Annotated in this window: 20 protein-coding genes; 4 read left to right on the top strand and 16 right to left on the bottom strand. The window is 69.5% G+C overall.

What is annotated here, in order from left to right; all coding sequences use genetic code 11:
* Positions 1–14 precede the first annotated feature (14 nt).
* From PMI14_RS31045 to PMI14_RS31030, 4 genes are all read left to right on the top strand, one after another.
* The gene (locus PMI14_RS31045; RefSeq protein WP_007861321.1) at positions 15–842 is read left to right on the top strand and encodes an ABC transporter substrate-binding protein; all 828 of its coding nucleotides are present in this window, start codon (positions 15–17) and stop codon (positions 840–842) included.
* 155 nt (positions 843–997) lie between these two features.
* Positions 998–1,696: an amino acid ABC transporter permease gene (locus PMI14_RS31040; RefSeq protein WP_007861320.1), complete on the top strand. Its 699-nt coding sequence runs from the start codon at positions 998–1,000 to the stop codon at positions 1,694–1,696.
* Positions 1,697–1,705: 9 nt separating this feature from the next.
* Positions 1,706–2,440 (top strand): amino acid ABC transporter permease, encoded by a 735-nt coding sequence (locus PMI14_RS31035; protein WP_007861318.1) that lies wholly within the window; start codon positions 1,706–1,708, stop codon positions 2,438–2,440.
* Positions 2,437–3,180, top strand: coding sequence for an amino acid ABC transporter ATP-binding protein (locus PMI14_RS31030; protein WP_007861317.1), 744 nt, complete (start codon positions 2,437–2,439; stop codon positions 3,178–3,180). The genes PMI14_RS31035 and PMI14_RS31030 overlap by 4 nt, the downstream gene beginning before the upstream one ends.
* 15 nt (positions 3,181–3,195) lie before the next feature.
* Here the strand turns inward: PMI14_RS31030 and PMI14_RS31025 are convergent, their stop codons facing one another.
* The 16 genes from PMI14_RS31025 to PMI14_RS30950 all read right to left on the bottom strand — a co-directional run bounded on the left by PMI14_RS31025 (position 3,196) and on the right by PMI14_RS30950 (position 21,658).
* On the bottom strand, positions 3,196–5,715 hold the full coding sequence (locus PMI14_RS31025) for an ABC transporter permease (RefSeq protein WP_007861316.1): 2,520 nt from the start codon (positions 5,713–5,715) through the stop codon (positions 3,196–3,198).
* 85 nt (positions 5,716–5,800) lie between these two features.
* Positions 5,801–7,372 carry a C13 family peptidase gene (locus tag PMI14_RS31020; protein ID WP_007861315.1) on the bottom strand — a complete coding sequence of 524 codons (1,572 nt, stop codon included), beginning with the start codon at positions 7,370–7,372 and terminating at the stop codon, positions 5,801–5,803.
* A gap of 36 nt (positions 7,373–7,408) precedes the next feature.
* Positions 7,409–8,293, bottom strand: a complete 885-nt coding sequence (locus tag PMI14_RS31015; RefSeq protein ID WP_035206378.1) for a formate dehydrogenase accessory sulfurtransferase FdhD — start codon at positions 8,291–8,293, stop codon at positions 7,409–7,411.
* Positions 8,294–8,357: 64 nt separating this feature from the next.
* On the bottom strand, positions 8,358–8,741 hold the full coding sequence (locus PMI14_RS31010) for a hypothetical protein (RefSeq protein ID WP_052024556.1): 384 nt from the start codon (positions 8,739–8,741) through the stop codon (positions 8,358–8,360).
* 14 nt (positions 8,742–8,755) lie between these two features.
* Entirely contained in the window at positions 8,756–9,949 is a 1,194-nt protein-coding gene (locus PMI14_RS31005) for a formate dehydrogenase subunit gamma (protein ID WP_007861302.1), read from the bottom strand.
* Positions 9,950–9,962: 13 nt separating this feature from the next.
* Entirely contained in the window at positions 9,963–10,199 is a 237-nt protein-coding gene (locus tag PMI14_RS31000; protein ID WP_007861301.1) for a hypothetical protein, read from the bottom strand.
* A complete protein-coding gene (gene fdh3B, locus PMI14_RS30995; RefSeq protein ID WP_007861300.1) occupies positions 10,196–10,816 on the bottom strand; it encodes a formate dehydrogenase FDH3 subunit beta in 621 nt (206 codons plus the stop codon). The genes PMI14_RS31000 and fdh3B overlap by 4 nt, the downstream gene beginning before the upstream one ends.
* Before the next feature lie 34 nt (positions 10,817–10,850).
* A complete protein-coding gene (locus PMI14_RS30990; RefSeq protein WP_007861298.1) occupies positions 10,851–13,829 on the bottom strand; it encodes a formate dehydrogenase subunit alpha in 2,979 nt (992 codons plus the stop codon).
* A gap of 14 nt (positions 13,830–13,843) precedes the next feature.
* Positions 13,844–14,056, bottom strand: a complete 213-nt coding sequence (locus tag PMI14_RS30985; RefSeq protein ID WP_007861290.1) for a formate dehydrogenase — start codon at positions 14,054–14,056, stop codon at positions 13,844–13,846.
* Between the two features lie 139 nt (positions 14,057–14,195).
* Positions 14,196–14,801, bottom strand: a complete 606-nt coding sequence (locus PMI14_RS30980) for a molecular chaperone (RefSeq protein ID WP_052024555.1) — start codon at positions 14,799–14,801, stop codon at positions 14,196–14,198.
* 20 nt (positions 14,802–14,821) lie between these two features.
* Positions 14,822–16,891: a 4Fe-4S binding protein gene (locus PMI14_RS30975; protein ID WP_007861286.1), complete on the bottom strand. Its 2,070-nt coding sequence runs from the start codon at positions 16,889–16,891 to the stop codon at positions 14,822–14,824.
* On the bottom strand, positions 16,851–17,522 hold the full coding sequence (locus tag PMI14_RS30970; RefSeq protein WP_007861283.1) for a DUF3306 domain-containing protein: 672 nt from the start codon (positions 17,520–17,522) through the stop codon (positions 16,851–16,853). Before PMI14_RS30970 ends, PMI14_RS30975 begins: the two co-directional genes overlap by 41 nt.
* Positions 17,515–18,069: a DUF3305 domain-containing protein gene (locus PMI14_RS30965; protein ID WP_007861281.1), complete on the bottom strand. Its 555-nt coding sequence runs from the start codon at positions 18,067–18,069 to the stop codon at positions 17,515–17,517. Before PMI14_RS30965 ends, PMI14_RS30970 begins: the two co-directional genes overlap by 8 nt.
* 60 nt (positions 18,070–18,129) lie before the next feature.
* On the bottom strand, positions 18,130–19,029 hold the full coding sequence (fdhD, locus tag PMI14_RS30960; protein WP_007861279.1) for a formate dehydrogenase accessory sulfurtransferase FdhD: 900 nt from the start codon (positions 19,027–19,029) through the stop codon (positions 18,130–18,132).
* Positions 19,026–19,325, bottom strand: coding sequence for a hypothetical protein (locus PMI14_RS30955; RefSeq protein ID WP_007861277.1), 300 nt, complete (start codon positions 19,323–19,325; stop codon positions 19,026–19,028). The genes fdhD and PMI14_RS30955 overlap by 4 nt, the downstream gene beginning before the upstream one ends.
* A complete protein-coding gene (locus PMI14_RS30950; RefSeq protein ID WP_007861275.1) occupies positions 19,322–21,658 on the bottom strand; it encodes an FdhF/YdeP family oxidoreductase in 2,337 nt (778 codons plus the stop codon). Before PMI14_RS30950 ends, PMI14_RS30955 begins: the two co-directional genes overlap by 4 nt.
* Positions 21,659–21,769: the final 111 nt, after the last annotated feature.

The following is a 21,769-nucleotide window of genomic DNA, read 5'->3' as shown; positions in this document are numbered from 1 at the left end:
GAGAGAGAGAAATCATGCGCATCCGTTTCATTGCATCCCTGGTCGCCGCCGCGTCTGCCGTGTCGGGCATCGCCCACGCCGATCAGCTGGCCGACATCAAGAAGAAGGGCGAGCTGGTCGTCGGCGTGCTGGGCACCGACGAGCCCAACAGCTTCATCGACCCCAAGACGCGCGAGCTGATCGGCTACGACGTGGACCTGGGCAAGGCCATCGCCAAAAAGATCGGCGTCAAGCCCGTGTTCAAGCAACTGGCCGTGGCCGCGCGCATCCCCGAGCTGCAGCAGGGCCATGTGGACATCCTGGCCGCTTCGCTCACCCACAACAAGGAGCGCGAGGCGCAGATCGACTTCTCGCTGACCACCTTCGTCACGGGCCAGAAGGTGCTGGTCAAGAAGGCCAGCGGCATCAAGGACGTGGCCGACCTGGCCGGCAAGCGCGTGGTCACCGTCAAGGGTGGCACGCAGGAACCCAATGTGCGCAAGGCCGTGCCCACCGTGGAGGTCGTGACCTTCGAGACCACGCAGCAGGCCTTCCTGGCGCTGCAGCAGGGCAAGGGCGTGGGCTACGTGAACGACGAGTCCTCGCTGATCGACGACTTCGGCAAGCTCGGCGAGCGCAACAAGGACTACGCCATCCTGCCCACCAACCTGAGCGTGGAGCCGCTGGCCCTGGGCATCAAGAAGGGCGAGACCGCCGTGAAATCCATTGTGGACGACACGCTGCGCGAACTCGAGAAGTCGGGCGATGCCGAGAAGATCTTCTTCAAGTGGTACGGCCCCCAAACCAAGATCAAGTTCACCACCCGCCCCTTCAAGTTCGAGTCGGACAAGATCGACGGTTGATGGATGGAGAACCCACGGCGGCGTGATCGCCGGGGCTGGGACGGGGATGGCGCGCGGGCCATTGGTGCACGCGCTACGCCGCTTCCCCGTGCCTCCCGGCTGGCATGCCGCCGCGCACGCCTGCCGCGTGCCGCTTTTCTGAACGACTGGCATGCATGCCCCTGTTTGACTATTCCCTGCTGCTGAGCGGCAAGTACCACCTGATGATGGTGGGGGGTCTGCTGCTGTCGCTGCAGTTGCTGGCCGCCGCGCTGCTCGCGGCCCTGCCCATCGCGCTGGTGGTGGCGCTGCTGCGCCTGGCACCGGCGGCCCCTTTGCGCTGGGCCGGTTTCGCCTTCGTCGAAGGCATTCGCAACGTGCCGTTGCTGGCGCACATGCTGTTCTGGTACTTCGGCGCGCCCGAGCTGCTGCCAGAGGCGGCCAAGCAATGGCTCTACGACAGCGGCCATGCCGAGGCCGCGGCCGCCATCGTGGCGCTCGCGCTCTACACCGCGGCCTTCATGGCCGAGGACATCCGCAGCGGCATCCGCTCGATTCCCACGGTGCAGATGGAGGCGGGCCGCGCCCTGGGCTTCGGCTTCCTGGCCACCATGCGCCGCGTGGTGCTGCCGCAGGCACTGCGCGTGACCGTGCCGCCGCTGATCTCGCAGGCACTGAACCTCTGGAAGAACACCTCGATCGCCACCGTGATCGGCGTGGCCGAGCTGATGTACCAAGCCGCCAAGGTGGAGAGTGCCACCTTCCGCAGCATCGAGGCCTTTGCCTTCGCGAGCGCGGCCTACCTCACGGTGTCACTGCTCATCACCGCCTTGGCCAGCTGGTACCACCACCGTTACCCCGTACGCACGATCTGATCCCCTGGCATGCTGGAACTCATAGACACCTACTGGCTGTACTTCCTGGTCGGCCAATACCCCAATGGCCCCCTCGGCGGGCTGGCGCTCACGCTGCTGCTGGCGGCCGGTGCCCTGCTGCTGGCGCTGCCGCTGGGCGTGCTCTTCGGCCTGGCGCGCGTGAGCCCCTGGCGCGCCCTGCGCTGGCCTGTCACGGGCATCGTCTTCGTGGTGCGCGGCACGCCGCTGCTGATGGTGATCTTCTGGGCCTATTTCTTCCTGCCCAGCGTGACGGGGGTGAAGACCGGCCAGTTCACCACCATGCTGCTGGCCCTGGTCATCTTCAACGCGGCCTACCTGGCCGAGATCGTGCGCGCCGGCATCCTGGGCGTGCCGCGCGGGCAAATGGAGTGCGCGCGCGCCCTGGGCCTGTCCTACCCGCGCGCCATGCGCCTGGTGGTGCTGCCGCAGGCGCTGCGCAGCATGCTGCCTTCGCTGGTCAACCAGTTCGTCTCGACCATCAAGGAGACCTCGCTGGGCTACATCATCGGCCTGACCGAGGTGTCCTTCATCGCCACCCAGATCAACAGCCAAGTCTTCATCCGGCCCGCCGAGGTCTTCGGCATCCTGGGCTTCACCTATTTCGTGCTGTGCTTCGGCCTGTCGCGCCTGGCCTACGCGCTCGAGCGCCGGCTGGCGCGGCGCGGCGCAGCGCCATCGGCCCCCTCCGCCTCTTCCTCCACCACCCAGCCCCTCGCAACATGATCGAACTGCACGACGTCAACAAGTGGTACGGCAGCTACCACGCCCTGGTGGACGTGACCGAAACCATCGAGCAGGGCGAGGTGGTGGTGGTCTGCGGGCCCTCGGGCTCGGGCAAGTCCACGCTGATCCGCACGCTCAACCGGCTCGAACCCATCCAGGGCGGGCGCATCCTGATCGACGGGCACCACATCTACGGGCCGGGCGTGAACGTGAACACGCTGCGCTCGCGCATCGGCTTCGTGTTCCAGCAGTTCAACCTGTTCCCGCACCTGTCGGTGCTGGACAACTGCACGCTGGCCCCGATCCAGCTGCGCGGCCTGTCGCGCCCGCAGGCCGAGCAGCGCGCCCTGGCCCTGCTCGAGCGCGTGGGCCTGGCGCACAAGGCCCATGCCTGGCCCAGCGAGCTCTCGGGCGGGCAGCAGCAGCGCGTGGCGATTGCCCGCGCCCTGGCCATGGAGCCGCCGCTGATGCTGTTCGACGAGCCCACGAGCGCCCTGGACCCCGAGATGGTGGGGGAGGTGCTGGTGGTCATGCGCGACCTGGCCCGCGACGGCATGACCATGGTCTGCGTGACGCACGAGATGGGCTTCGCCCGCGAGGTGGCCGACCGCGTGCTCTTCATGGACGAGGGCCGCGTGCTGGAACGCGCCACGCCCGGCGAGTTCTTCAACCGCCCGCAGCACCCGCGCGCGCAGCAGTTCCTCTCGGACATCCGCACGCCCTTCGCCAAGGCGGCATAAGCCGCCTTGGCGGCCTTACTCCGAGGCGCGGCGCAGCGTTTCCACCACGGGTCGGCGCAGCACGTCGCGCAGCCCCCACCAGCCCGCAGCCAGCGCCAGCACGGCACCGGCGACGGCACCGGCCAGCGGCACCCAGGGCGATGCCGTCCAGGTGAAGTCGAACACGAAGCGCGCCAAGGCCCAGCCCACGACCACGGCCACCGTGCTGGCCAGGAAGCCCGCGAGCAGGCCCACGCCCATGAGCTCGGCGCGCTGCACCTGGCGCAACAGGCTGGCGCGGGCGCCCACGGCGCGCATGATGGCGAACTCGCGCGCGCGCTCCTCGCGCGTGGCGGTGACGGCCGCGAACAGCACCACCAGGCCGGCAGCCAGGGTGAAGGCGAACAGGAACTCCACCGCGCGGATCACCTGGTCGAGCACGCGCTGCACCTGAGTGATGGTGGCACCCATGTCCACGTTGGTGATGTTGGGGAACTGGCGCACCAGCGCATTGTCGAAGCCTGCCTTGTCGGGCGCACGGTAGGCCGCCAGGTAGGTCACGGCCACGCCTTCGAGGTGGTCCACCGGGTACATCACGAAGAAGTTGGCGCGCATGGAGCCCCAGTCCACCTTGCGCAGGCTGGTGATTCGCGCCTCGTTCTGCACGCCGCCGATGTCGAACTGCAGCGTGTCGCCCATCTTCAGGCCCAGGGTTTCGGCAATGCCTTCTTCCACGCTGATGGTGCCCTGCTCGTTCTCGGTCCATTTGCCGGCCACGACCTGGTTGTGGGGCGGTTGCTGCACGGCGGTGGACAGGTTGAACTCGCGGTCCACCAGGCGCTTGGCGCGGTCGTCGGCATAGTCGGCCGGGCCCACGGCCTTGCCGTTCACGGCCAGCAGGCGGCCGCGGATCATGGGGTACCAGTCGTAGCGCTTGACGCCGCCATCCTTGAGGCTCTGCTGGAAGGCGTCGGCCTGCTCGGGCATGACGTTGATCACGAAGCGGTTGGGCGCATCGGGCGGCGTGGCCTGGCGCCAGCTGCTGATGAGGTCGGTGCGCAGCAGCACCAGCAGCACCAGCGCCAGCAGGCCCACGGCCAGGCTGCTGACCTGCACCACGGCATAGGCCGGGCGCGCGGAGATCTGGCGCGTGGCCAGCACCAGCCAGCGCGGTGCGGTGGCCTCGTTGACGCTGCGGCGCAAAAGTTTGACGGCAACCCAGCTCAGGCCCGCGAACAGCGCCACGGCACCGGCAAAGCCGCCCACCGCGATCAGGCCCAGCTTGATGTCGCTGCTCACGGCCAGCAGCAGGGCCGCAAAGCCGGCCACGCCCACGCCCAGCACGGCCATGGAGGCCGGCTTGAGCCCGCCCACGTCGCGCCGGATCACGCGCAGCGGCGGCACCTGGGCCAGCTGCAGCACGGGCGGCAGGCCGAAGGCGAACAGCAGGGTGAGCCCCATGCCCAGGCCGAAGGCCACGGGCCACAGGCTGGCGGCGGGCAGGGTCGATTCCACCAGGCCCGCCAGCAGCAGCACGAAGACGTAGTGCACCAGGTAGCCCACGGCCACGCCCAGGGCACTGGCGAACAGCCCGATCAGTGCGAACTCGGTGGTATAGGCCCCGGCGATGGTGCGCTGGCTCTGCCCCAGCACGCGCAGCATGGCCGAGGCATCGAGGTGGTCGGTGGCGAAGCCGCGCGCGGCCAGCGCCACGGCCACGGCCGAGAGCAGCGCGGCCAGCAGGGCCACGAGGCTCAGGAACTTCTGCGCCCGGTCCAGCGTCTGGCGCATCTCGGGGCGGCCGCTTTCGAGCGACTCGACGCGCACGCCGTGCTGCTCGGGCTTCTTGGCCTCGTCCGCGGCCCATTGGCTGAAGGCCTTGACCGCGGCGGCCGGCCCGGCCACGGCAAAGCGGTAGGTCAGCCGGCTGGCGGGTTGAACCAGGCCGGTGGCCGGCACGTCGGCCGCGTTGAGCATGACGCGCGGCGCAAAGCTCATGAAGCCGGCACCCCGGTCGGGCTCGATGACGATGATGCGGGCGATGCGCAACTGCGAATCGCCGAGCAGCAGCATGTCGCCCATGGCCAGACCCAGCGATTCGAGCAGCGGTGCATCGACCCAGACCTCGCCGCGCGCCGGGATGTCGCGCGTGGTCTGCTCGGCCGCGCCCGGGCCCACGGCCACGGTGAGGGTGCCGCGCAGCGGGTAGCCGGGCTGCACGCTTTTCAAGGCCACCAGCTTGCTGGCGCCGCCCTTGTCGTCGCTGGCCCGCCCCATGGTGGGGAAGCCCATGGTCGTCACGCTCTGCAGGCCCAGGGCCTTGGCGCGCTCGGCGAACACCGCGGGCGTGGGGTTGTCGCTGGCCACTACGGCGTCGCCGCCCAGCAGTTGCAGGGCATCGCGCTGCAGGCCGCCCTGCAGGCGGTCGGCAAAGAAGCCCACGGAGGTGAGCGCGGCGACGGCCAGGGTCACGGCCACGACCAGCAGGCGCAGCTCGCCCGCGCGCAGGTCGCGCAGCAGGGTGCGCCAGCCCAGGCGGATAAAAGAGAGGTTCATGGGCGTGACATTAGCGCAAAAGGGCGCCAAACCACGGCAATGAAACATTTCCAGCCGGCGCGCAGGCCCTTTCGGGCCGGCGGGCTCAGCGTGGCGCGGTGGTGAGGCGCTCTTCCAGCCCCTTGAGCACCGGCCCGATCTCGGCCCCCACACGGATCTGCGGGTTCGAGAAGCCATCGGTCTTGCCGGCCTCGACCTCGCGCTGCTGGATCAGCGGCAAGGCTTTTTTGAACGCCTCCTCGAAGGAATGCGTGCTGCGCAGCTGTTCGTCGAACACCGCCCGGCCGAAGAAGGTCAGCTCCGACAACGCGCCGCAGCCATACGAGGTGTGGGTGGCATCGGCCGCCGTCATGATCAGCGTTGAGGGCGTGGCCAGGGTGTCGATCCAGCCGCCGGAGTAGCAGGCCGAGATGGCGATCACCCGGTGGCGGATGCCCGCCGCGTCCAGCACTTGGCGCAGCATTTCGGGGCTGATGGGCGGCACCTCCAGCGGCCAGTGCGAGGCCGCGAGCTGGTGGTTCCTGGCGCCGTGCGAGGTCATGTAGACCATGAGCACGTCGTTCTCCTTGTCCATGCGCTCGGCCAGGGCGTGCACGGCACGCGTGAGGTTCTCGGGCGTGGCCCAGACATGGGTGTCGGCAGTTTCGGCATGGTTGAGCAGGTGCAGCACCCGGCCCTGCGCGTCGAAGCGCTCCTGCAGGACCTGGCTGACCATGGTGCTCTCGCGGCGGAACACGTTCTCGCGGGCGTAGGGGGCGAACACCAGGGCGTAGACGTCGGTCACGCCGGGGCGCTCGGCCACCAGGGCATCGGCCTGCTGCTGCATCAGGTCCTGCTGCGACTCGAACAGCGACTGGGACAGGTGCAGGCGGGCAGGCTCGGGGGTATCGTCATCCGCAGGGGCCGGCACCCAGGACCGGCTGGACGCATACTGCATGCCCCCCACCAGCACGCCCACCAACAACAGCCCGTAAACCCCCGTGCGCAGGGGTGAGCGCACGAACCGGGACAACACCCGGACATCGGCCGCCAGCATCCACAGCACCGTGGCGACGTAGAGGACCCAGAAGACCATGGGGCCGCGCCCGGTGGACCAGCGATCGGGCTGGTGCGCGCCCCAGGCCATCAGCGCATAGGCCAGGGCAGAAGCAGGCAACACGGCCACGCTGGTGAGCGCAAGCCAGGCGGCCAGGCCACCGGTCACCGGCGCTGGCGCGCCCTGCCCCCGGGGGGCCGACATGGCCCACCAGGCACACCAACCCAGCAGTGGCAGCGACCACCAGGTGAGCAGCCAGCCACGCAGGTTGAAGGTGGCTGGCCCCGCCACGTGCAGGCGCTCCAGCCCCAGCAGGACCGCGCTGGCCAGCAGCACCAGCACGATCAGCTGCAGCGGTGCGGGCACGGCGGCGCCGGTGCGCGGCACCTTGAGCACCGACGCGCGCAGCCCCTCCTGCAGCCACCGGCCCAACGGCAGGCGCTGCGGTTGCGGCAGCACGTGCGTGGCGCCGGCCTCTGCAGCGGGTGCCGGGGCCGCAGGCTCGCCCGGTGCCTGCGGCGAGGGCGTGCGATGGGTTTCCGGCACCTCGTCGAGGTCATAGGGGCCAAACTGGCTGGGCAGCGTGTCCGGCCATGTGTGGGTGGATTTCTGGTCGCGCATCACCCAATCATGCCATCGCCGTGCGGCGGCCCGGTGTCAGCTCGAAGAGGAAGCAGCAGTTGCCTGCGCCAGTTCGGGCTGCAGCACCAGCCGCTGCACGCCGCTGTAGCAGACGAAGCGCCGGTTGGTGGCGCGGCCGATGGCGCACAGGCCCAGTTGCTCGGCCACGGCGTGCCCCATCTGCGTCATGCCGCTGCGCGAGACCACGATGGGCACGCCCATCTGGGCGGACTTGATGACCATCTCGCTGGTCAGCCGGCCCGTGGTGTAGAACACTTTGTCGGCGCCCGCCATCGGTGCCGCGTCACCCGCGGCCATCCACATCCACCCCGCGATGGTGTCGATGGCATTGTGGCGGCCCACGTCCTCGACGAAGACCAGCAGCTCCTCGCCCTGGAACAGCGCGCAGCCGTGCACCGAGCCGGCCGACTTGTAGGTGCTCTCCTTGAGGCGGATGGCGTTGACGATACCGTAGAGCTGGCCCTGCGTGAGCCGAGCCTCGGGAAGCACGATGCGGTCCACCTCGTCCATCAGGCCGCCGAACACGCTGCCCTGGCCGCAGCCGGTGGTGACCACCTTGCTGGCCGTGCGCTCCTCGATGCGCGCGATGCCGTGGCGCGTGCGCACGGCAGCGGCGTTGACCTCCCAGTCCACGGTGATCGATTCGATGTCCTGCACCGACTCCACCAGGCGCTGGTTGCGCAAGTAGCCCAGCACCAGCAGCTCGGGGTGCGCGCCCAGGGTCATCAGCGTGACGAGCTCGCGGTTGTCGACATACACGGTCAGCGGCCGCTCGGCGGGGATGGACAGCTCTTCGCGCTCGCCGTGTTCGTTAACCACCTCGACGCGGTGGGTCAGCGGCGCCCGTGCCTGGGTCAGGCGCGGCAGGCGAAGGTCGGTGGCAGGCAGGGGCGTGCTCATGGGCACAGCGTACCCCATCCCCGCAGGGTGCAGCGGGGGCATGCACGCCGATGCCGTGCGGTGCTCAGGACTTGGGGGCCGAAGCGGCCGCCGCGGGTGTCTGGGTACTGGGCGGGCTGCTGGCCGTGCCCGGTGGCGAGTGCGCCCCCGCCGCCTCGATGGGCTTGGCTTCGGGCGGTGTGTAGGCGAACGGGCCGGGGTCCGCACAGGCCGCGCCCGTAGCGGCAGGCTTGGCGGCGGGATTGGTCTTGCGGTAGTGGGCCGCGACCTTGTCCTGCGACTGGCACAGCTTGTAGTTGTCGACCTTGCCGGCCCAGGCGGCCTTGGCGGCGGCTTCGGCCGCCTTGGCTGCCGCCTCGGGCGGTGGCGGCGGCAATTTGGCCAGCGCGGCACTGCAGGCGCAGGCGGCGGAAAGGGCCAGCAGCAAAGTGCGGGGGAGGTGGTTCATCGTCATGGGGGACCTCATGCCTGAACGGGCTTGGCAGCAGTGGCCTCGCCCGCGGGCTCGGCACTGCTGCTGCGTTGCGAGGGAATCTTGCCGGCCTGGATGTCTTCGTACCAGAGCTGGTGGTGCTCCTTCGCCCAGGTCTCGTCCACGTAGCCGGTCTTCATGGCCTTGTAGGCGCCCTGCATGCCGATGGTGCCCAGGTAGATGTGGCCCATGAACATCACCATCATGACCACCGTGGCCACGGCGTGGACCATGTGCGCGATCTGCATGGTGCCGCGCTCGTAGATGAGCCCGGGCACGAGCTTGTCCAGCACCAGGCCCGAGGCCACGACGATGGCGCCCAGGAACAGCACCCCGCCCCAGAAGATCAGCTTCTCGCCGGCATTGAAGCGGTGCGATGGCACCTCCTGGCCCGAGAGCATGCCGCCGCCCTTGAGCAGCCAGGTGAGGTCGCCGCGGCGCGGGAAATTGTCCTTGACGAAGGTGAGGAACACGATGAGCAGCGACACCGCGAACAGCGGCCCGGCGAAGTTGTGCACGTTCTTGAGCACATAGGCCAGCCAGCCGAACAGCGTGCCGCCCAGGATGGGCAGCAGGAAGAACTTGCCGAAGGCCATCACCAGGCCCGAGATGGCCAGCGCCACGAAGGCGATGGCATTGGCCCAGTGGGCGGAGCGCTCGAACGGTGTGAAGCGCTCGATCTTGCGGCCCGTCTCGGCGCCGTGCAGGTGCATGGTGCCCTTGCGCCAGTAGAACAGCGCGATGGCGCCCGCCACGATGAGCAGCAGCGAGCCGCCGTAGGGGATGATCCACTGGTTGCGCACCTGGCGCCAGGCCTCGCCCGCATTGGTCACGCGCGATCCGGGGTACTGCACGAAGGGCTGTATCAGGTTGCCGGCCTCGGGCGCCTGGCTCTTGGGCAGGCTGCTGTAGCCCGTGACCCCCTCGCCCACCTGGCGCCACATCGGTGCGTTGTTGCCCGGCTGCACCTTGGCGCGCTCACCGTTGCTCTGCTGGGCATAGCCCGGCTCCTCGCTGGCATCGGGCTTGACCTGGAAGATGTTCTGGCTCTGGATACCGCCTGGCGCGGGCGCAACGGCGGCGGCCGGCGTGGCCGCAGAGGCCGCATCGGCCGGCGCCTGGGCGGCCGCCGTGCCCCAGGCCAGTCCGGCACACAGGGCCATGCTGCACAGGATGGTTTTCATGGCAGGCCTCGCTCTAGCGGGTGCTACGGGTGTATTCGTTCTGGCCGTACTGCTGGCGCGCCTTGAGCTGCTGCTCCCAGCCGGCCTTGTCGCCGGCCTTCCAGCCGGGCTGGGTGAAGTTGCTGCCCGTGCCGGCATAGGGCGGCGCATCGACGCGCACGCCGCCGCCGGTCTGCGGCTTCTCGGTGCAGGCCGCCAGCACCAGCAGCCCGCAGGCTGCACAGAGGATCAGCGCGCTGCGCCCGGTCATGACTTGGCTCCCGGTGTGGGTTGGCCGGCCTGCTTGGAGCCGTAGGCCGTGCCCCAGCCCCAGACCTCGGCACCCTTGCCGCGCTGCACCACGCGGTTGCGGAAGATGTCCGCCACCACGTCGCCATCGCCGGCCAGGAGGGCCTTGGTGGAACACATCTCGGCGCAGGCCGGCAGCTTGCCCTCGGCCAGGCGGTTGCGGCCGTACTTGTCGAACTCGGCCTGGCTGCCATGGGTCTCGGGGCCGCCGGCGCAGAAGGTGCACTTGTCCATCTTGCCGCGCACGCCGAAGGTGCCCTGCGAGGGGAACTGGGGTGCGCCGAACGGGCAGGCATAGCTGCAATAGCCGCAGCCGATGCACACGTCCTTGTCGTGCAGCACCACGCCCTCGTCGGTGCGGTAAAAGCAGTTCACCGGGCACACGGCCATGCAGGGCGCATCGCTGCAGTGCATGCAGGCCACCGAGATGGATTTTTCGCCCGGCACGCCGTCGTTGAGGGTGACCACACGGCGGCGGTTCACGCCCCAGGGCACTTCGTGCTCGTTCTTGCAGGCGGTGACGCAGCCGTTGCATTCGATGCAGCGTTCTGCATCGCAGATGAATTTCATTCGTGCCATGGGGTGTCTCCTGGTCGCTGCTTGTGCTGCGTGCTCACGCGCGTTCCACGTTGCAGACCGTGGTCTTGGTTTCCTGCATCATGGTCACGCTGTCGTAGCCATAGGTGGTGGCGGTGTTCACGGCCTCGCCGCGCACGACCGGGGCCGCGCCCTTGGGGTAGTGGGCCAACATGTCCGCGCCCTGCCAGTGGCCCGAGAAGTGGAACGGCATCCACACCGTGTCGGGTGCCACGCGTTCGGTCACCATCGCCTGCACGTTGATACGGGCGCCTGTGGGCGAACTAAGCCACACCCGCTCGCCGTTGCGCACGCCGCGCTCGCCGGCGGTCTTGGGGTTGATTTCCACGAACGACTCCTGCTGCAGCTCGGCCAGCCAGGGGTTGGAGCGGGTTTCCTCGCCGCCGCCCTCGTACTCGACCAGGCGGCCCGAGGTCAGGATCAGCGGGAACTTCTCGTGCACCTTGTCGGCGATGTTCTTGTCCTGCACGCTCTTGTAGAGCGTGGGCAGGCGCCAGAAGGCCTTCTTGTCGTCGTGCGTGGGGTACTTGGCCATCAGGTCGGGCCGGGTGCCGTACAGCGGCTCGCGGTGCTGCGGGATGGCATCGGGGAAGTTCCACACCACGGCGCGCGCCTTGGCATTGCCGAAGGGGTGGCAGCCATGGTTCTTCATGGTCACGCGGATGATGGCGCCCGTGGGGTCGGTCTTCCAGTTCTTGCCCTCGGCGGCCTTCTTCTCGGCATCGGTGAGTTCATCCCACCAGCCCAGCTTCTTGAGCAGCACGTGGTCGAACTCGGGGTAGCCGGTGGTGATGTCGGAGCCCAGCGAGTACGAGCCGTCCTCGGCCAGCAGGTTCTGGCCGTCCTTTTCCACGCCGAAGTTGGCGCGAAAACACCCGCCGCCATCCATGACATGTTTGGAATTGTCATAGAGGTTGGACGAGCCGGGGTGCTTGAGTTCGGGCGTGCCGTAGCAGGGCCAGGGCAGGCCGAAGTAGTCGCCCGTGAAGTCGTAGCCGGTCTCCTTGTCCTTGCCGCCCTTGGCCTTCAGGGTCTTCACGTCGAACAGGTGCATGTTCTTCATGTGCGCCTTCAGGCGCTCGGGGCTCTGGCCGGTGTAGCCGATGGTCCAGACGCTGCGGTTGATCTCGCGCAGGATGTCCTCGATCACGGGCTCGTCCATGCCCTGCACCTTCTGCAGCTTGTAGTTCTTGACCAGTTCCTTGTCGAAGCCCAGCTTCTGCGCGAACTGGTACATGATCATGTGGTCGGAGCGGCTCTCCCACAGCGGCTCGATCACCTTCTCGCGCCATTGCAGCGAGCGGTTGGAAGCGGTGCATGAACCGCTGGTTTCGAATTGAGTGGCCGCAGGCAGCAAATAGACCGCGCGGTTCGGATTCAGGTCCTCGGCCCTGCCGGGCATGGCGGCCATGGCCGCGGTGGCCGAGGGGTAGGGATCGACCACGACGAGCAGGTCGAGCTTGTCCATGGCGCGCTTCATCTCCAGGCCCCGGGTCTGGGAGTTGGGCGCATGGCCCCAGAAGAACACGCCGCGCAGGTTGGCGTCCTGGTCGATCAGCTCGTTCTTCTCGAGCACGCCGTCGATCCAGCGCGAGACCGTGAGGCCCGACTTGGTCATCATCGCCGGGCTCGCATAGCGGGCCTTGATCCACTCGAAGTCCACGCCCCAGACCGCGGCGAAGTGCTTCCAGGCGCCTTCGGCGATGCCGTAGTAGCCGGGCAGCGAGTCGGGGTTGGGGCCCACGTCGGTGGCGCCCTGCACGTTGTCATGCCCGCGGAAGATGTTGGTGCCGCCGCCGGACTTGCCCACGTTGCCCAGCGCCAGCTGCAGGATGCACGAGGCGCGCACGATGGCGTTGCCGATGGTGTGCTGGGTCTGGCCCATGCACCAGACCACGGTGCCGGGGCGGTGGGCGTTGAGCAGGCTGGCCACCTTGAAGACCTGCTCCTCCTTGACGCCGCAGGCCTCCTCGACCTTGTCGGGCGTCCACTTGGCCAGGATCTCCTCGCGCACCTTGTCCATGCCGTAGACACGGTCGTTGATGTACTGCTTGTCTTCCCAGCCGTTCTTGAAGATGTGGTACAGCAGGCCGAACAGGAAGGGGATGTCGGTGCCCGAGCGGATGCGCACGTACTCGTCGGCCTTGGCCGCCGTGCGGGTGAAGCGCGGGTCCACCACGATCATCTTGCAGCCGGTCTCCTTGGCATGCAGCATGTGCAGCATGCTCACCGGGTGGGCCTCGGCCGCGTTGGAGCCGATGTACATGGCGACCTTGCTGTTCTGCATGTCGTTGTACGAATTCGTCATGGCCCCGTAGCCCCAGGTGTTGGCCACCCCGGCCACCGTGGTGGAGTGGCAGATGCGCGCCTGGTGGTCGCAGTTGTTGGTGCCCCAGAAGCTCACGAACTTGCGCAGCAGGTAGGCCTGCTCGTTGTTGTGCTTGGACGAACCCACGAAGTACACGCTGTCGGGCCCGCTGGCCTTGCGCAGATCCTGCATGCGGGCCGTGATCTCATTGAGCGCCGTGTCCCAGCTGATGCGCTCGTACTTGCCGTTGACCAGCTTCATCGGGTAGCGCAGGCGGTACTCGCCATGGCCGTGCTCGCGCAGCGCAGCGCCCTTGGCGCAGTGGGCGCCCAGGTTGATGGGCGAGTCGAACACCGGCTCCTGGCGCACCCAGACGCCGTTCTCGACCACGGCATCCACCGCGCAGCCGACCGAGCAGTGGGTGCAGATGGTGCGGCGCACCTCGATCTTGCTGTCGCCCAGGCCGACCTTGGCGCCCTCGGCGGCGCTGGACTTCTTGACCAGCGCGAGCTGCGAGGCGGCGATGCCCACGCCGACGCCCAGGCCCGAGCGGCGCAGGAAGGCGCGCCGGTCCATGGTGGGCAGGGCCTTGGCCAGGCCGCGCTGCAGGCTGTGGACAAAGGGGGAGGACGAGGAGGAGGCCGCAGCGCCCTCCCGGCCGTGGGAAGACTTCTTGGTGAGCAACATGGTGCGCCCCGCGGTCAGAGTTGGGTGGTCTTGTAGTACTGCTGGACGTGCGCCGAGAGGCGGTAGCCGCCACCGCGCTCGGGTGGGGCCGGTACCGGCTCGGCCACGGCAGTGGCATCGGGCGCGGTGATGTGCGGCAAGGCCGCGACGGCTGCGGCAGCAGCCCCTGCGGTGGCGGCCCCCGCAAAGAAGCGGCGGCGGGAAGATTGGGGCTGGCTGTCCTGCATCGTTGTCTCCAGGAGGGCTTGCGGCTATGCAATGTCGTTCATACAGTCTATGCGAGTGTCCGGCCCGCTGCAATCGGGTGTGGCCACCCCACAGGATTGCGCTCGGGTTTGGCGCGCCCTTGCAGGCGCCCGCAGCGGCTCATTCCAGCATGTCGAAACCCTGGGTTTCCACAGCCGCAAAGGCCCGTGTGAAGCGGGCCAGCGCGCCATAGAAGGGTGCAGCGGGGTGGGCCTCGAGCACGTCGCACAGGGCCGGCAGCCAGGGCTGCAGGTGGGCGGCAAAAAAGTCCCGTTGGGTCGCAAGGTTGCACACCGCCATGTCGTCACCGGCGATCAGGTAGCGCATGGCTTCGCAGAGGTAGGCGATATGGTCCTCGGTCTCGGGCATGGCCTCGCTGCGGGCCAGGCCCAGCGCGCCGAGGTCGCTGCGCAGGCGCGCCAGCGGCTTCTCGTTGAGAAAGCCGCTCAGGTAGTGCGATCCGTACAGGAAGACCTCGGGCTTGCCCACGCCGCCGAACAGGCGCTCGAACTCGGCGGCGATGGCCGCATCGCCCTGCGCCCGGGCCGCCCCCACCAGCTGCTGCCAGGGGTCCTCGAGCGCACCGCCTTGCGCAGGCGCTTCGGTCACGGCCACGCGCAGCAGGGCCAGCAGCTCCGGGGGCGGCGCGCTGTAGTACAGCTGCGCCAGCAGGCCATAGAGTTCGGCGCGCGCGGTTTCCTCGTCGAGGGCAGCGCTGGACGCCATGGTCAGGGGGGCGGTGGCGCTCACAGGTCCGTCACTTTCGCTTCGCTTTGGGAAGAATACAGGTCGATCACGCGGCAGTCGCTGCACATCTTGAGGCGCTCCAGCGCCTCGCCCTGGAACATGGCGTGGCCCGCGAGCCGCTCCAGCATGGCCTCGATGGCCTTGAGCGTGCCGAAGGGTTTGCTGCAGCGCACACAGGCCCAGGGCTGGGTCTCGGCGAGCACGCGCAGCTGCGTGCGCTCGGGCGTGAGCAACAGGCGCGGCTGCAGGGCGATGGCGTCCTCGGGGCAGGTGGTGGCGCACAGGCCGCACTGCACGCAGTTCTTTTCGAGAAAGCGCAGCTGCGGCAGCTGCGGGTTGTCCTGAAGCGCCCCCGCGGGGCAGGCGCTCACGCAGCTCAGGCACAGCGTACAGCGGTCCTTGGCGACCGTGATGGCCCCGAGCGGCGCGCCGGCTGCCGGCAGCGCGATGGCCTCGGGCAGGCCGTCTTTCAGCAGCGGCGCATGGGCGGTGAAGTGGTCCAGCGCCATCTCCAGCGTGGCGCGCTTTTCCTGGGCCACACCATGGCGCGCGGCCACGGGCGGCAGCAGCTGGCGCGTATGGCGCAGGGACTGCAGGCCTGCATCGAGCGCTGCCGCGTCGTCCGCGCGCAGCAGCCGCAGGTGGCTGCCGGTGTAGCCCAGCCCGTGCAGGATGGCCTGGGCCACGTCCATCTGCTCCTGCAGGCCGGCGAGGTACTGGGGTGCCTCCTCGTGCGTGGCCAGCACCACCACCTGCGAGGCACCATAGGCCAGCGCGCTGAGCCACAGGTCCACGCCGGTGCTGGCCGTGTGCCACAGCGGCACCGGGATCACCTGGGCCGGCACGCCCTGGGCGCGCCGCAGCTGGGCGGCGCGGCCCAGCGCATCGACCAGGGCCTGGCCGCGCTCCTGGCTGTGCAGCAGCAGCACGGCATCCTTGCCGCCTGCGGCCGCGTAGGTGGACAACAGGGCCTTGAAGCGCGCGCCCTGCTCCGTGGCACCTGGGTAGGCAAACGACAGCGCTCCGGTGGGGCACACCGTGCTGCAGGCGCCGCAGCCCACGCACAGGTGGGGGTTGACCTTGATCTGCTGGCGGCCCTTGTCGCTGGAAATGGCCTCGGCAGAACAGACCTCGATGCAGGCATTGCAGCCCACGGTCTCGTTGCGGCTGTGGGCGCAGAGCTTTTGCTTGTAGGCGAAGAAGCGGGGCTTGTCGAACTCGCCCACCAGCTCGCGCAGCTTGAGCAGCACGGCCATGTCGCGCCCGTCGCTGCGGAAATAGCCTTGCGGCGACGCATGCTGGGTGAAGGTCGGCTCGGCCGTGGCCGAGCGCAGGTCCAGCACCAGGTCGAAGCGCTCCTGCTGCACGCCGGCCTCGCGGCCGAAGTCGATGGCGCCGGCCACCTGGCAGGCGCGCACGCAGGCGCGGTTGGCATCGCAGGCCGACCGATCCACCTGGTAGTCCAGGCCGATGGCGTTCTCGGGGCAGGCCACGATGCAGGCATTGCAGCGCGTGCACAGGTCCAGGTCGATGGGGTTGTCGGCAGACCACTGCACGTCGAAGGCCCCGAGCCAGCCCGACAGCCCCGTGAGGCGCCCCGCGAGCACGGGAAAGCGCCGCGCCTGGGCGCCGCCGGCCTGGCCCGGGCCCTGCGCGAACAGGGTCACGTCGAGCACGTCGGCCACCAGCGCCGCGGCCTGCTCGGCCGCGTCGAGCGGGCCGATGACCAGCAGGCGGCCCGTGCTCTTGTAGGTGACGGTGGCCACCGGCGGCGGCTCGGGCAGGCGCGCGGCGGCCAGCAGCGCAGCGATCTTGGGGCCCGCCTCGCGGGCATCGCGGCTCCAGCCCCCGGTCTCGCGGATGTTCACGAAGCGGATTGGCGAGACCGCGCCTTCGGTCTGCGCGCCGAGTTCGCCGAACAGGCGCTGCTCCTGGGTGCAGGCCACCACCACCTCCTGGCCGGTGCGGATGGCGCCCTGGAAGGCGCCGGCCTCGCGCCGGCACAGCGTGGAGTGGAGCGTCAGATCCTCATGCAGGGCCGCGCCCAACGCCTTCGCGTCGAGGGGCATCGTCTGGTTGCAGTCGCAGATCAGCGTGGTCATGTTCGGTATGGCTGGCTACCCTGGCCGCTGCGTCCCCTTGCGGGGGCGTGGCGGCCAGTACTGGCGAGCTAGGAATGGCGGTGCATACCTCGGACTGTGCCACGTCTGGCGGCACAGCCGACTCCGCATCATCCCGAGGCTGAGCATCCTGCTGGGCCATTGCCGGCGCGGGCGTGCCGGCGGCCTCCTTTTCATGGTCGAAGAAGCCCATGAAATGGGCGCTGGCCATCTGGCGCAGCATGCCTTCGGGCAGCGGGTCGGGCTTGGAATAGTCATCGATGTAGATGTCCAGGCCGTCCATGGCGTTGAAGTGGGGGTCGGCAAACAGCTTCTTCATGGCCGTGTTGCGCACGTCGGGCGCCACGCCACGGCCCATGAAGGGCTTGAAGTCGGATTCGGGCGTCAGCGCCTGGGCATCGGCCAGGGTGGGCGGTTCGGGCTCCACGGCGGCGGGCAAGGGCGGCTGCTCTGCGGCAGGGGTGGCCACCGGCGATGCCAGCAGCTCGGGCGCGGGCGGGAGTTCCGGCTCCTGCACGGGCCGGCCTGCCGCCACCTCCTGCTTGCGGCGCGACCAGCGCGAGAGAAAGCCGTCAGCCATGGTGCTGGCCGCCCCGGCCACCGCGCTGCTTGTCGGTGGAGACCGATGCCGGATTGCCGAAGCGGTCGGTGAGCGACTGGAAGCTGTCGGGCCGCCGGCGGCGCTTGGGCTCGGGCGCATAGTGCTCGTCGACAAAGGCCTGCAGCAAGGCCAGAACCTCTGGCGGCGCGGGCACCTGCTCCACCGTTTCCTGCGCATCGAGCCAGCGGCCGGCATCGTGGTAGCTCAGGCTCACGGCCACGGGGCGCGCCAGCGGCTCGGCAACGCTGCCCTCCTCGTCCATGCGCCAGAGCACGAACCAGCAGGGCGCGGGTGCCGACAGGTTCAGGTGGTAGCCCTCGCCATCGTCCTTGAACAGCTCGACCGCAAAGCCCGGGAACAGCCACAGGGCCTGGTCCGCGTCCTCGCGCAGCAGGCGCGGCACGTCGCCGAAGGCGGCTTCGCCGGGCACCACGCCGTCGAGCACCCAGCGCCAGGGCTGCCAGCGGTTGTCCAGGCGCTCGCGGCGCATGGTGACGGCGACTTCGAGGGTGGGGCGCTGGGACATGGCCCGACTGTACTGCGCAAGCCGGTACTGCCTGCGGCGGCGAGGGTTTTCCCCTGTCGCTCAGGTCACCGTCTGCGCCCCAGGTGCATACAGCACCGCGCGCGGCGCGCGGCACAGGCCCCACAGGCGCAGCCCGGCGAGTTCGGCCACCTGCACGCCGGTGGCGGTGGGTGCCGAAATCGTGGCCAGTGCCGACAGGCCCACGCGCGCGCACTTGCGCACCAGCTCGTGGCTGCCCCGGCTGCTGAGCACGACGAAGCCGGGCTCGGCCAGGCGAGCACTGCGCGACAGCCAGCCGATGAGCTTGTCCAGGGCGTTGTGCCGGCCCACGTCTTCGCAGACCTGGGCCAGGCGCCCGTCCAGCGTGGCCCAACCGGCGGCATGCAGCGAGCCCGACTGCGCGTTGTGCGGCTGCAGCGCCTTGAAGTCGGCAAAGGCGCGCAGCACCGTGGGCAGGTCCACGCGCCCGATCCAGTCGCGCACCGGCAGGCGCTCGGGCGCCAGGTCGAGCGCGGCAAAGCTTTCCACGCCGCACACACCGCAGCCCGTGCGGCCGGCCATGCTGCGGCGCCGGTCCTTGAGGCGCTCGAAGCTGCGCGCCGAGATCTCCAGGTGCACCTCGACCCCCGGCACGCCGGGCGGCAGGTGCGCCGCACGGGCATCCGCGAGCTGCAGCGTGCTGCCGCGGCAGTCCTGCGCCTGGTCGAGGATGCCTTCGCTGAGCGCAAAGCCGAGCGCAAAATCTTCGAGGTGCTCGGGCGTGGCCATCATCACCGCGTGCGAGACGCCGTTGAACACCAGCGCTACGGGAATCTCCGCCGCCAGGGTATCGGAGCGCAGGGCCCCGTCCTGCGGCACGCCCGCCTCGCCGAACACCCGCACGGGCCGCTGGGCCAGCGCCGGCAGTTCCAGCGCCGCATCGGCCTCGCCGTCGGGCAGGGAGAACGGCTGCGCGCTCATGGGGCCTCCCCCGCGGCCGGCAACTCCCGCGCCACGGCGCGGCCGGCGTCGGTCAGGTGGGCCACCCAGCGCTCGCCCACCTGGTCCACGCGCACCCAGCCGGGGCCACGCTGGCCGCCCATGGCGGCACCGCTCATCAGCGTGAGCTCGCGCAGGAGCACGCTCACGCCCTGCCCCAGGCGCTTACCCAGGCGCGGCAGCGACACGCCGGGCGCCGCCGCCCCATCCTGGCCGCGGGACTCTTCGGCCAGCGCACGCAGGATGGCGCAGGCCAGGGTTTCCTCCTGGGCGGTCATGGCGCCTCGGCCTGCGCCGGCACGGCGGCGCCCGCCAGGGTCGCCGCGCCCGGCCCATGCGGCAGCAGCAGCACCGGGATGGACTTGGAGGTGGGCGTGCCCGCCGTATCGGCCACGGCCGACAGCGGCACCAGCGGATTCGTCTCGGGGTAATAGGCAGCGAGGTTGCCGCGCGGGATGTCGTAGGCCACCAGCTTGAAGCGGTCCGCGCGGCGCTCCTGGCCATCGCTCCACACGGTCTGGATGTCGACCCAGTCGCCGTCCTGCATGCCCAGGGCGCGGATGTCCTTGTCGTTGATGAACACCACGCGGCGCTGGCCGTAGACGCCGCGGTAGCGGTCGTCCATGCCGTAGATGGTGGTGTTGTACTGGTCGTGCGAGCGCGTGGTCAGCAGCGTGAAGACCACCGCATCCTTGTAGCGTTCGCGCGCGATGTGCGAGGGCGTGTCGCGCGGCACGGCGTGGGCATGGAAGCTGGCCTTGCCCGAGGCCGTGGCCCACACGCGCTCGCTGGCCGTGTTGCGCAACCGGAACCCGCCGGGCACGGCCACGCGCTGGTTGAAGTCCTTGAAGTCGGGGAACACTTTCTCGATCTGGTCGCGGATGCGCGCATAGTCCTCCACCAGCCACATCCAGGGAACAGTGCTGCGCCCGGCCAGCGTGGCCGCGGCGAGCCGCGCGACGATGGCCGGCTCGGACAGCAGGTGCTCGGAAGCCGGCGGGTTGATGCCCACCGAGATGTGCACCATGCTCATCGAATCCTCCACCGTCACGCCCTGCGGGCCGCCGGCCTGCACGTCGATCTCGGTGCGGCCCAGGCAGGGCAGGATCAGCGCCTCCTTGCCATGCACGATGTGGCTGCGGTTGAGCTTGGTGGTCACGTGCACCGTGAGGTCGCAGCGCTGCAGCGCCTTCCAGGTCTCGTAGGTGTCGGGGGTGGCGGCGGCGAAATTGCCGCCCAGGGCGAAGAACACCTTGCCCTTGCCGTCCAGCATGTGGCGGATGGCCTCCACCGTGTCCACGCCGTTCTCGCGCGGCGGCTCGAAGCCGAACACGTCGCGCAGCCGGTCGAGCAGCGCCGCCGGGGGCTTCTCCCAGATGCCCATGGTGCGGTCGCCCTGCACGTTGCTGTGGCCGCGCACCGGGCAGGGGCCCGCGCCCTCGCGGCCGATGTTGCCGCGCATCAAGAGCAGGCTGACGATGCCCTGGATCGTGGCCACCGCGTACTTGTGCTGGGTGATGCCCATGCCCCAGCAGGCGATCACGCTCTTGGCGCCGATGTAGATGTCGGCCGCGGAGCGCATCTGTTCCTCGGTCAGGCCCGACTCCTGCTCCAGCAGCTCCCAGGACTCGGCGCGCAGGTCCGCCGCCAGGGCGTCGAAGCCCGTGGTGTGCTCGGCGATGAAGGCGTGGTCGAGCACGCCGCCGCGGGCGTCCTCCTGGTCCAGCACATGCTTCATCATGCCCTTGACGGCCGGCAGGTCGCCGCCCACGCGCAGCTGGAAGTAGTGCGTGCTGATGGGCGTGGAGCCGAAGGTGGCCATCTCCAGCTTGTCCTGCGGGTCGGCAAAGCGCTCCAGCCCGCGCTCGCGCAGGGGGTTGAAGCTCACGATGCGCGCGCCGCGCTTGTGCGCCTCGCGCAGCTCGCCGAGCATGCGCGGGTGGTTGGTGCCCGGGTTCTGGCCGAAGATGAAGATCGCGTCGGCGCACTCGAAGTCGTGCAGGGTCACCGTGCCCTTGCCCACGCCGATCTGCGGGCGCATGCCGCTGCCGCTGGGCTCGTGGCACATGTTCGAGCAGTCGGGGAAGTTGTTCGTGCCGTACTGGCGCACGAACAGCTGGTACAGGAAGGCGGCCTCGTTGCTGGCCCGGCCCGAGGTGTAGAAGATGGCCTGGTTCGGATCGGGCAGCGCGTTCAGGTGGCGCGCGATCAGCGCGAAGGCATCGTCCCAGGAGATCGGGCGGTACTGGTCGCTGGGCGCATGGTAGGCCATGGGCTGCGTGAGCCGGCCCTGGTCTTCGAGCCAGAAATCGCTCTGCTCGGCCAGCTCGGCCACGGTGTACTGGGCGAACAGGCTGGGGCCGGCGCGCCGGGCCGTGGCCTCGGCAGCCACGGCCTTGACGCCGTTCTCGCAGAACTCGAAGGTGGAGGCATGGTTGCGGTCGGGCCAGGCACAGCCCGGGCAGTCGAAGCCATCGGGCTGGTTGGCCGAGAGCAACGTCTTGGCGCCCTTCAGGGGAATGTCCTGGCGCAGCAGCGCATTCTTGACGCTGTTGAGCGCGCCCCAGCCGCCGGCCGGGCCTTTGTAGAACTCGATCTTTTCTTGCTTCATCATGGTCTCCTGGACGGGCGCCCCTGCTTGGACTGTGCCATGCGCCGGGCGTTCCCGGCCCCCTGCCCTGCAGGGGGCATGGTCATGGCGGCCCGGGGCGCTTCGTGCCGC

Source organism: Acidovorax sp. CF316, assembly GCF_000276605.1.
Lineage (GTDB): Bacteria > Pseudomonadota > Gammaproteobacteria > Burkholderiales > Burkholderiaceae_C > Acidovorax.
Note: the sequence above shows the minus strand (reverse complement) of the source record. Positions and strands in the feature narration are given on the sequence as shown.

Coding starts and splice junctions, on each gene's coding strand:
- PMI14_RS31045 (WP_007861321.1), top strand. CDS start 15: ATGCGCATCCGTTTCATTGCATCCCTGGTCGCCGCCGCGTCTGCCGTG.
- PMI14_RS31040 (WP_007861320.1), top strand. CDS start 998: ATGCCCCTGTTTGACTATTCCCTGCTGCTGAGCGGCAAGTACCACCTG.
- PMI14_RS31035 (WP_007861318.1), top strand. CDS start 1,706: ATGCTGGAACTCATAGACACCTACTGGCTGTACTTCCTGGTCGGCCAA.
- PMI14_RS31030 (WP_007861317.1), top strand. CDS start 2,437: ATGATCGAACTGCACGACGTCAACAAGTGGTACGGCAGCTACCACGCC.
- PMI14_RS31025 (WP_007861316.1), bottom strand. CDS start 5,715: ATGAACCTCTCTTTTATCCGCCTGGGCTGGCGCACCCTGCTGCGCGAC.
- PMI14_RS31020 (WP_007861315.1), bottom strand. CDS start 7,372: ATGCGCGACCAGAAATCCACCCACACATGGCCGGACACGCTGCCCAGC.
- PMI14_RS31015 (WP_035206378.1), bottom strand. CDS start 8,293: ATGAGCACGCCCCTGCCTGCCACCGACCTTCGCCTGCCGCGCCTGACC.
- PMI14_RS31010 (WP_052024556.1), bottom strand. CDS start 8,741: ATGAACCACCTCCCCCGCACTTTGCTGCTGGCCCTTTCCGCCGCCTGC.
- PMI14_RS31005 (WP_007861302.1), bottom strand. CDS start 9,949: ATGAAAACCATCCTGTGCAGCATGGCCCTGTGTGCCGGACTGGCCTGG.
- PMI14_RS31000 (WP_007861301.1), bottom strand. CDS start 10,199: ATGACCGGGCGCAGCGCGCTGATCCTCTGTGCAGCCTGCGGGCTGCTG.
- fdh3B (WP_007861300.1), bottom strand. CDS start 10,816: ATGGCACGAATGAAATTCATCTGCGATGCAGAACGCTGCATCGAATGC.
- PMI14_RS30990 (WP_007861298.1), bottom strand. CDS start 13,829: ATGTTGCTCACCAAGAAGTCTTCCCACGGCCGGGAGGGCGCTGCGGCC.
- PMI14_RS30985 (WP_007861290.1), bottom strand. CDS start 14,056: ATGCAGGACAGCCAGCCCCAATCTTCCCGCCGCCGCTTCTTTGCGGGG.
- PMI14_RS30980 (WP_052024555.1), bottom strand. CDS start 14,801: ATGGCGTCCAGCGCTGCCCTCGACGAGGAAACCGCGCGCGCCGAACTC.
- PMI14_RS30975 (WP_007861286.1), bottom strand. CDS start 16,891: ATGCCCCTCGACGCGAAGGCGTTGGGCGCGGCCCTGCATGAGGATCTG.
- PMI14_RS30970 (WP_007861283.1), bottom strand. CDS start 17,522: ATGGCTGACGGCTTTCTCTCGCGCTGGTCGCGCCGCAAGCAGGAGGTG.
- PMI14_RS30965 (WP_007861281.1), bottom strand. CDS start 18,069: ATGTCCCAGCGCCCCACCCTCGAAGTCGCCGTCACCATGCGCCGCGAG.
- fdhD (WP_007861279.1), bottom strand. CDS start 19,029: ATGAGCGCGCAGCCGTTCTCCCTGCCCGACGGCGAGGCCGATGCGGCG.
- PMI14_RS30955 (WP_007861277.1), bottom strand. CDS start 19,325: ATGACCGCCCAGGAGGAAACCCTGGCCTGCGCCATCCTGCGTGCGCTG.
- PMI14_RS30950 (WP_007861275.1), bottom strand. CDS start 21,658: ATGAAGCAAGAAAAGATCGAGTTCTACAAAGGCCCGGCCGGCGGCTGG.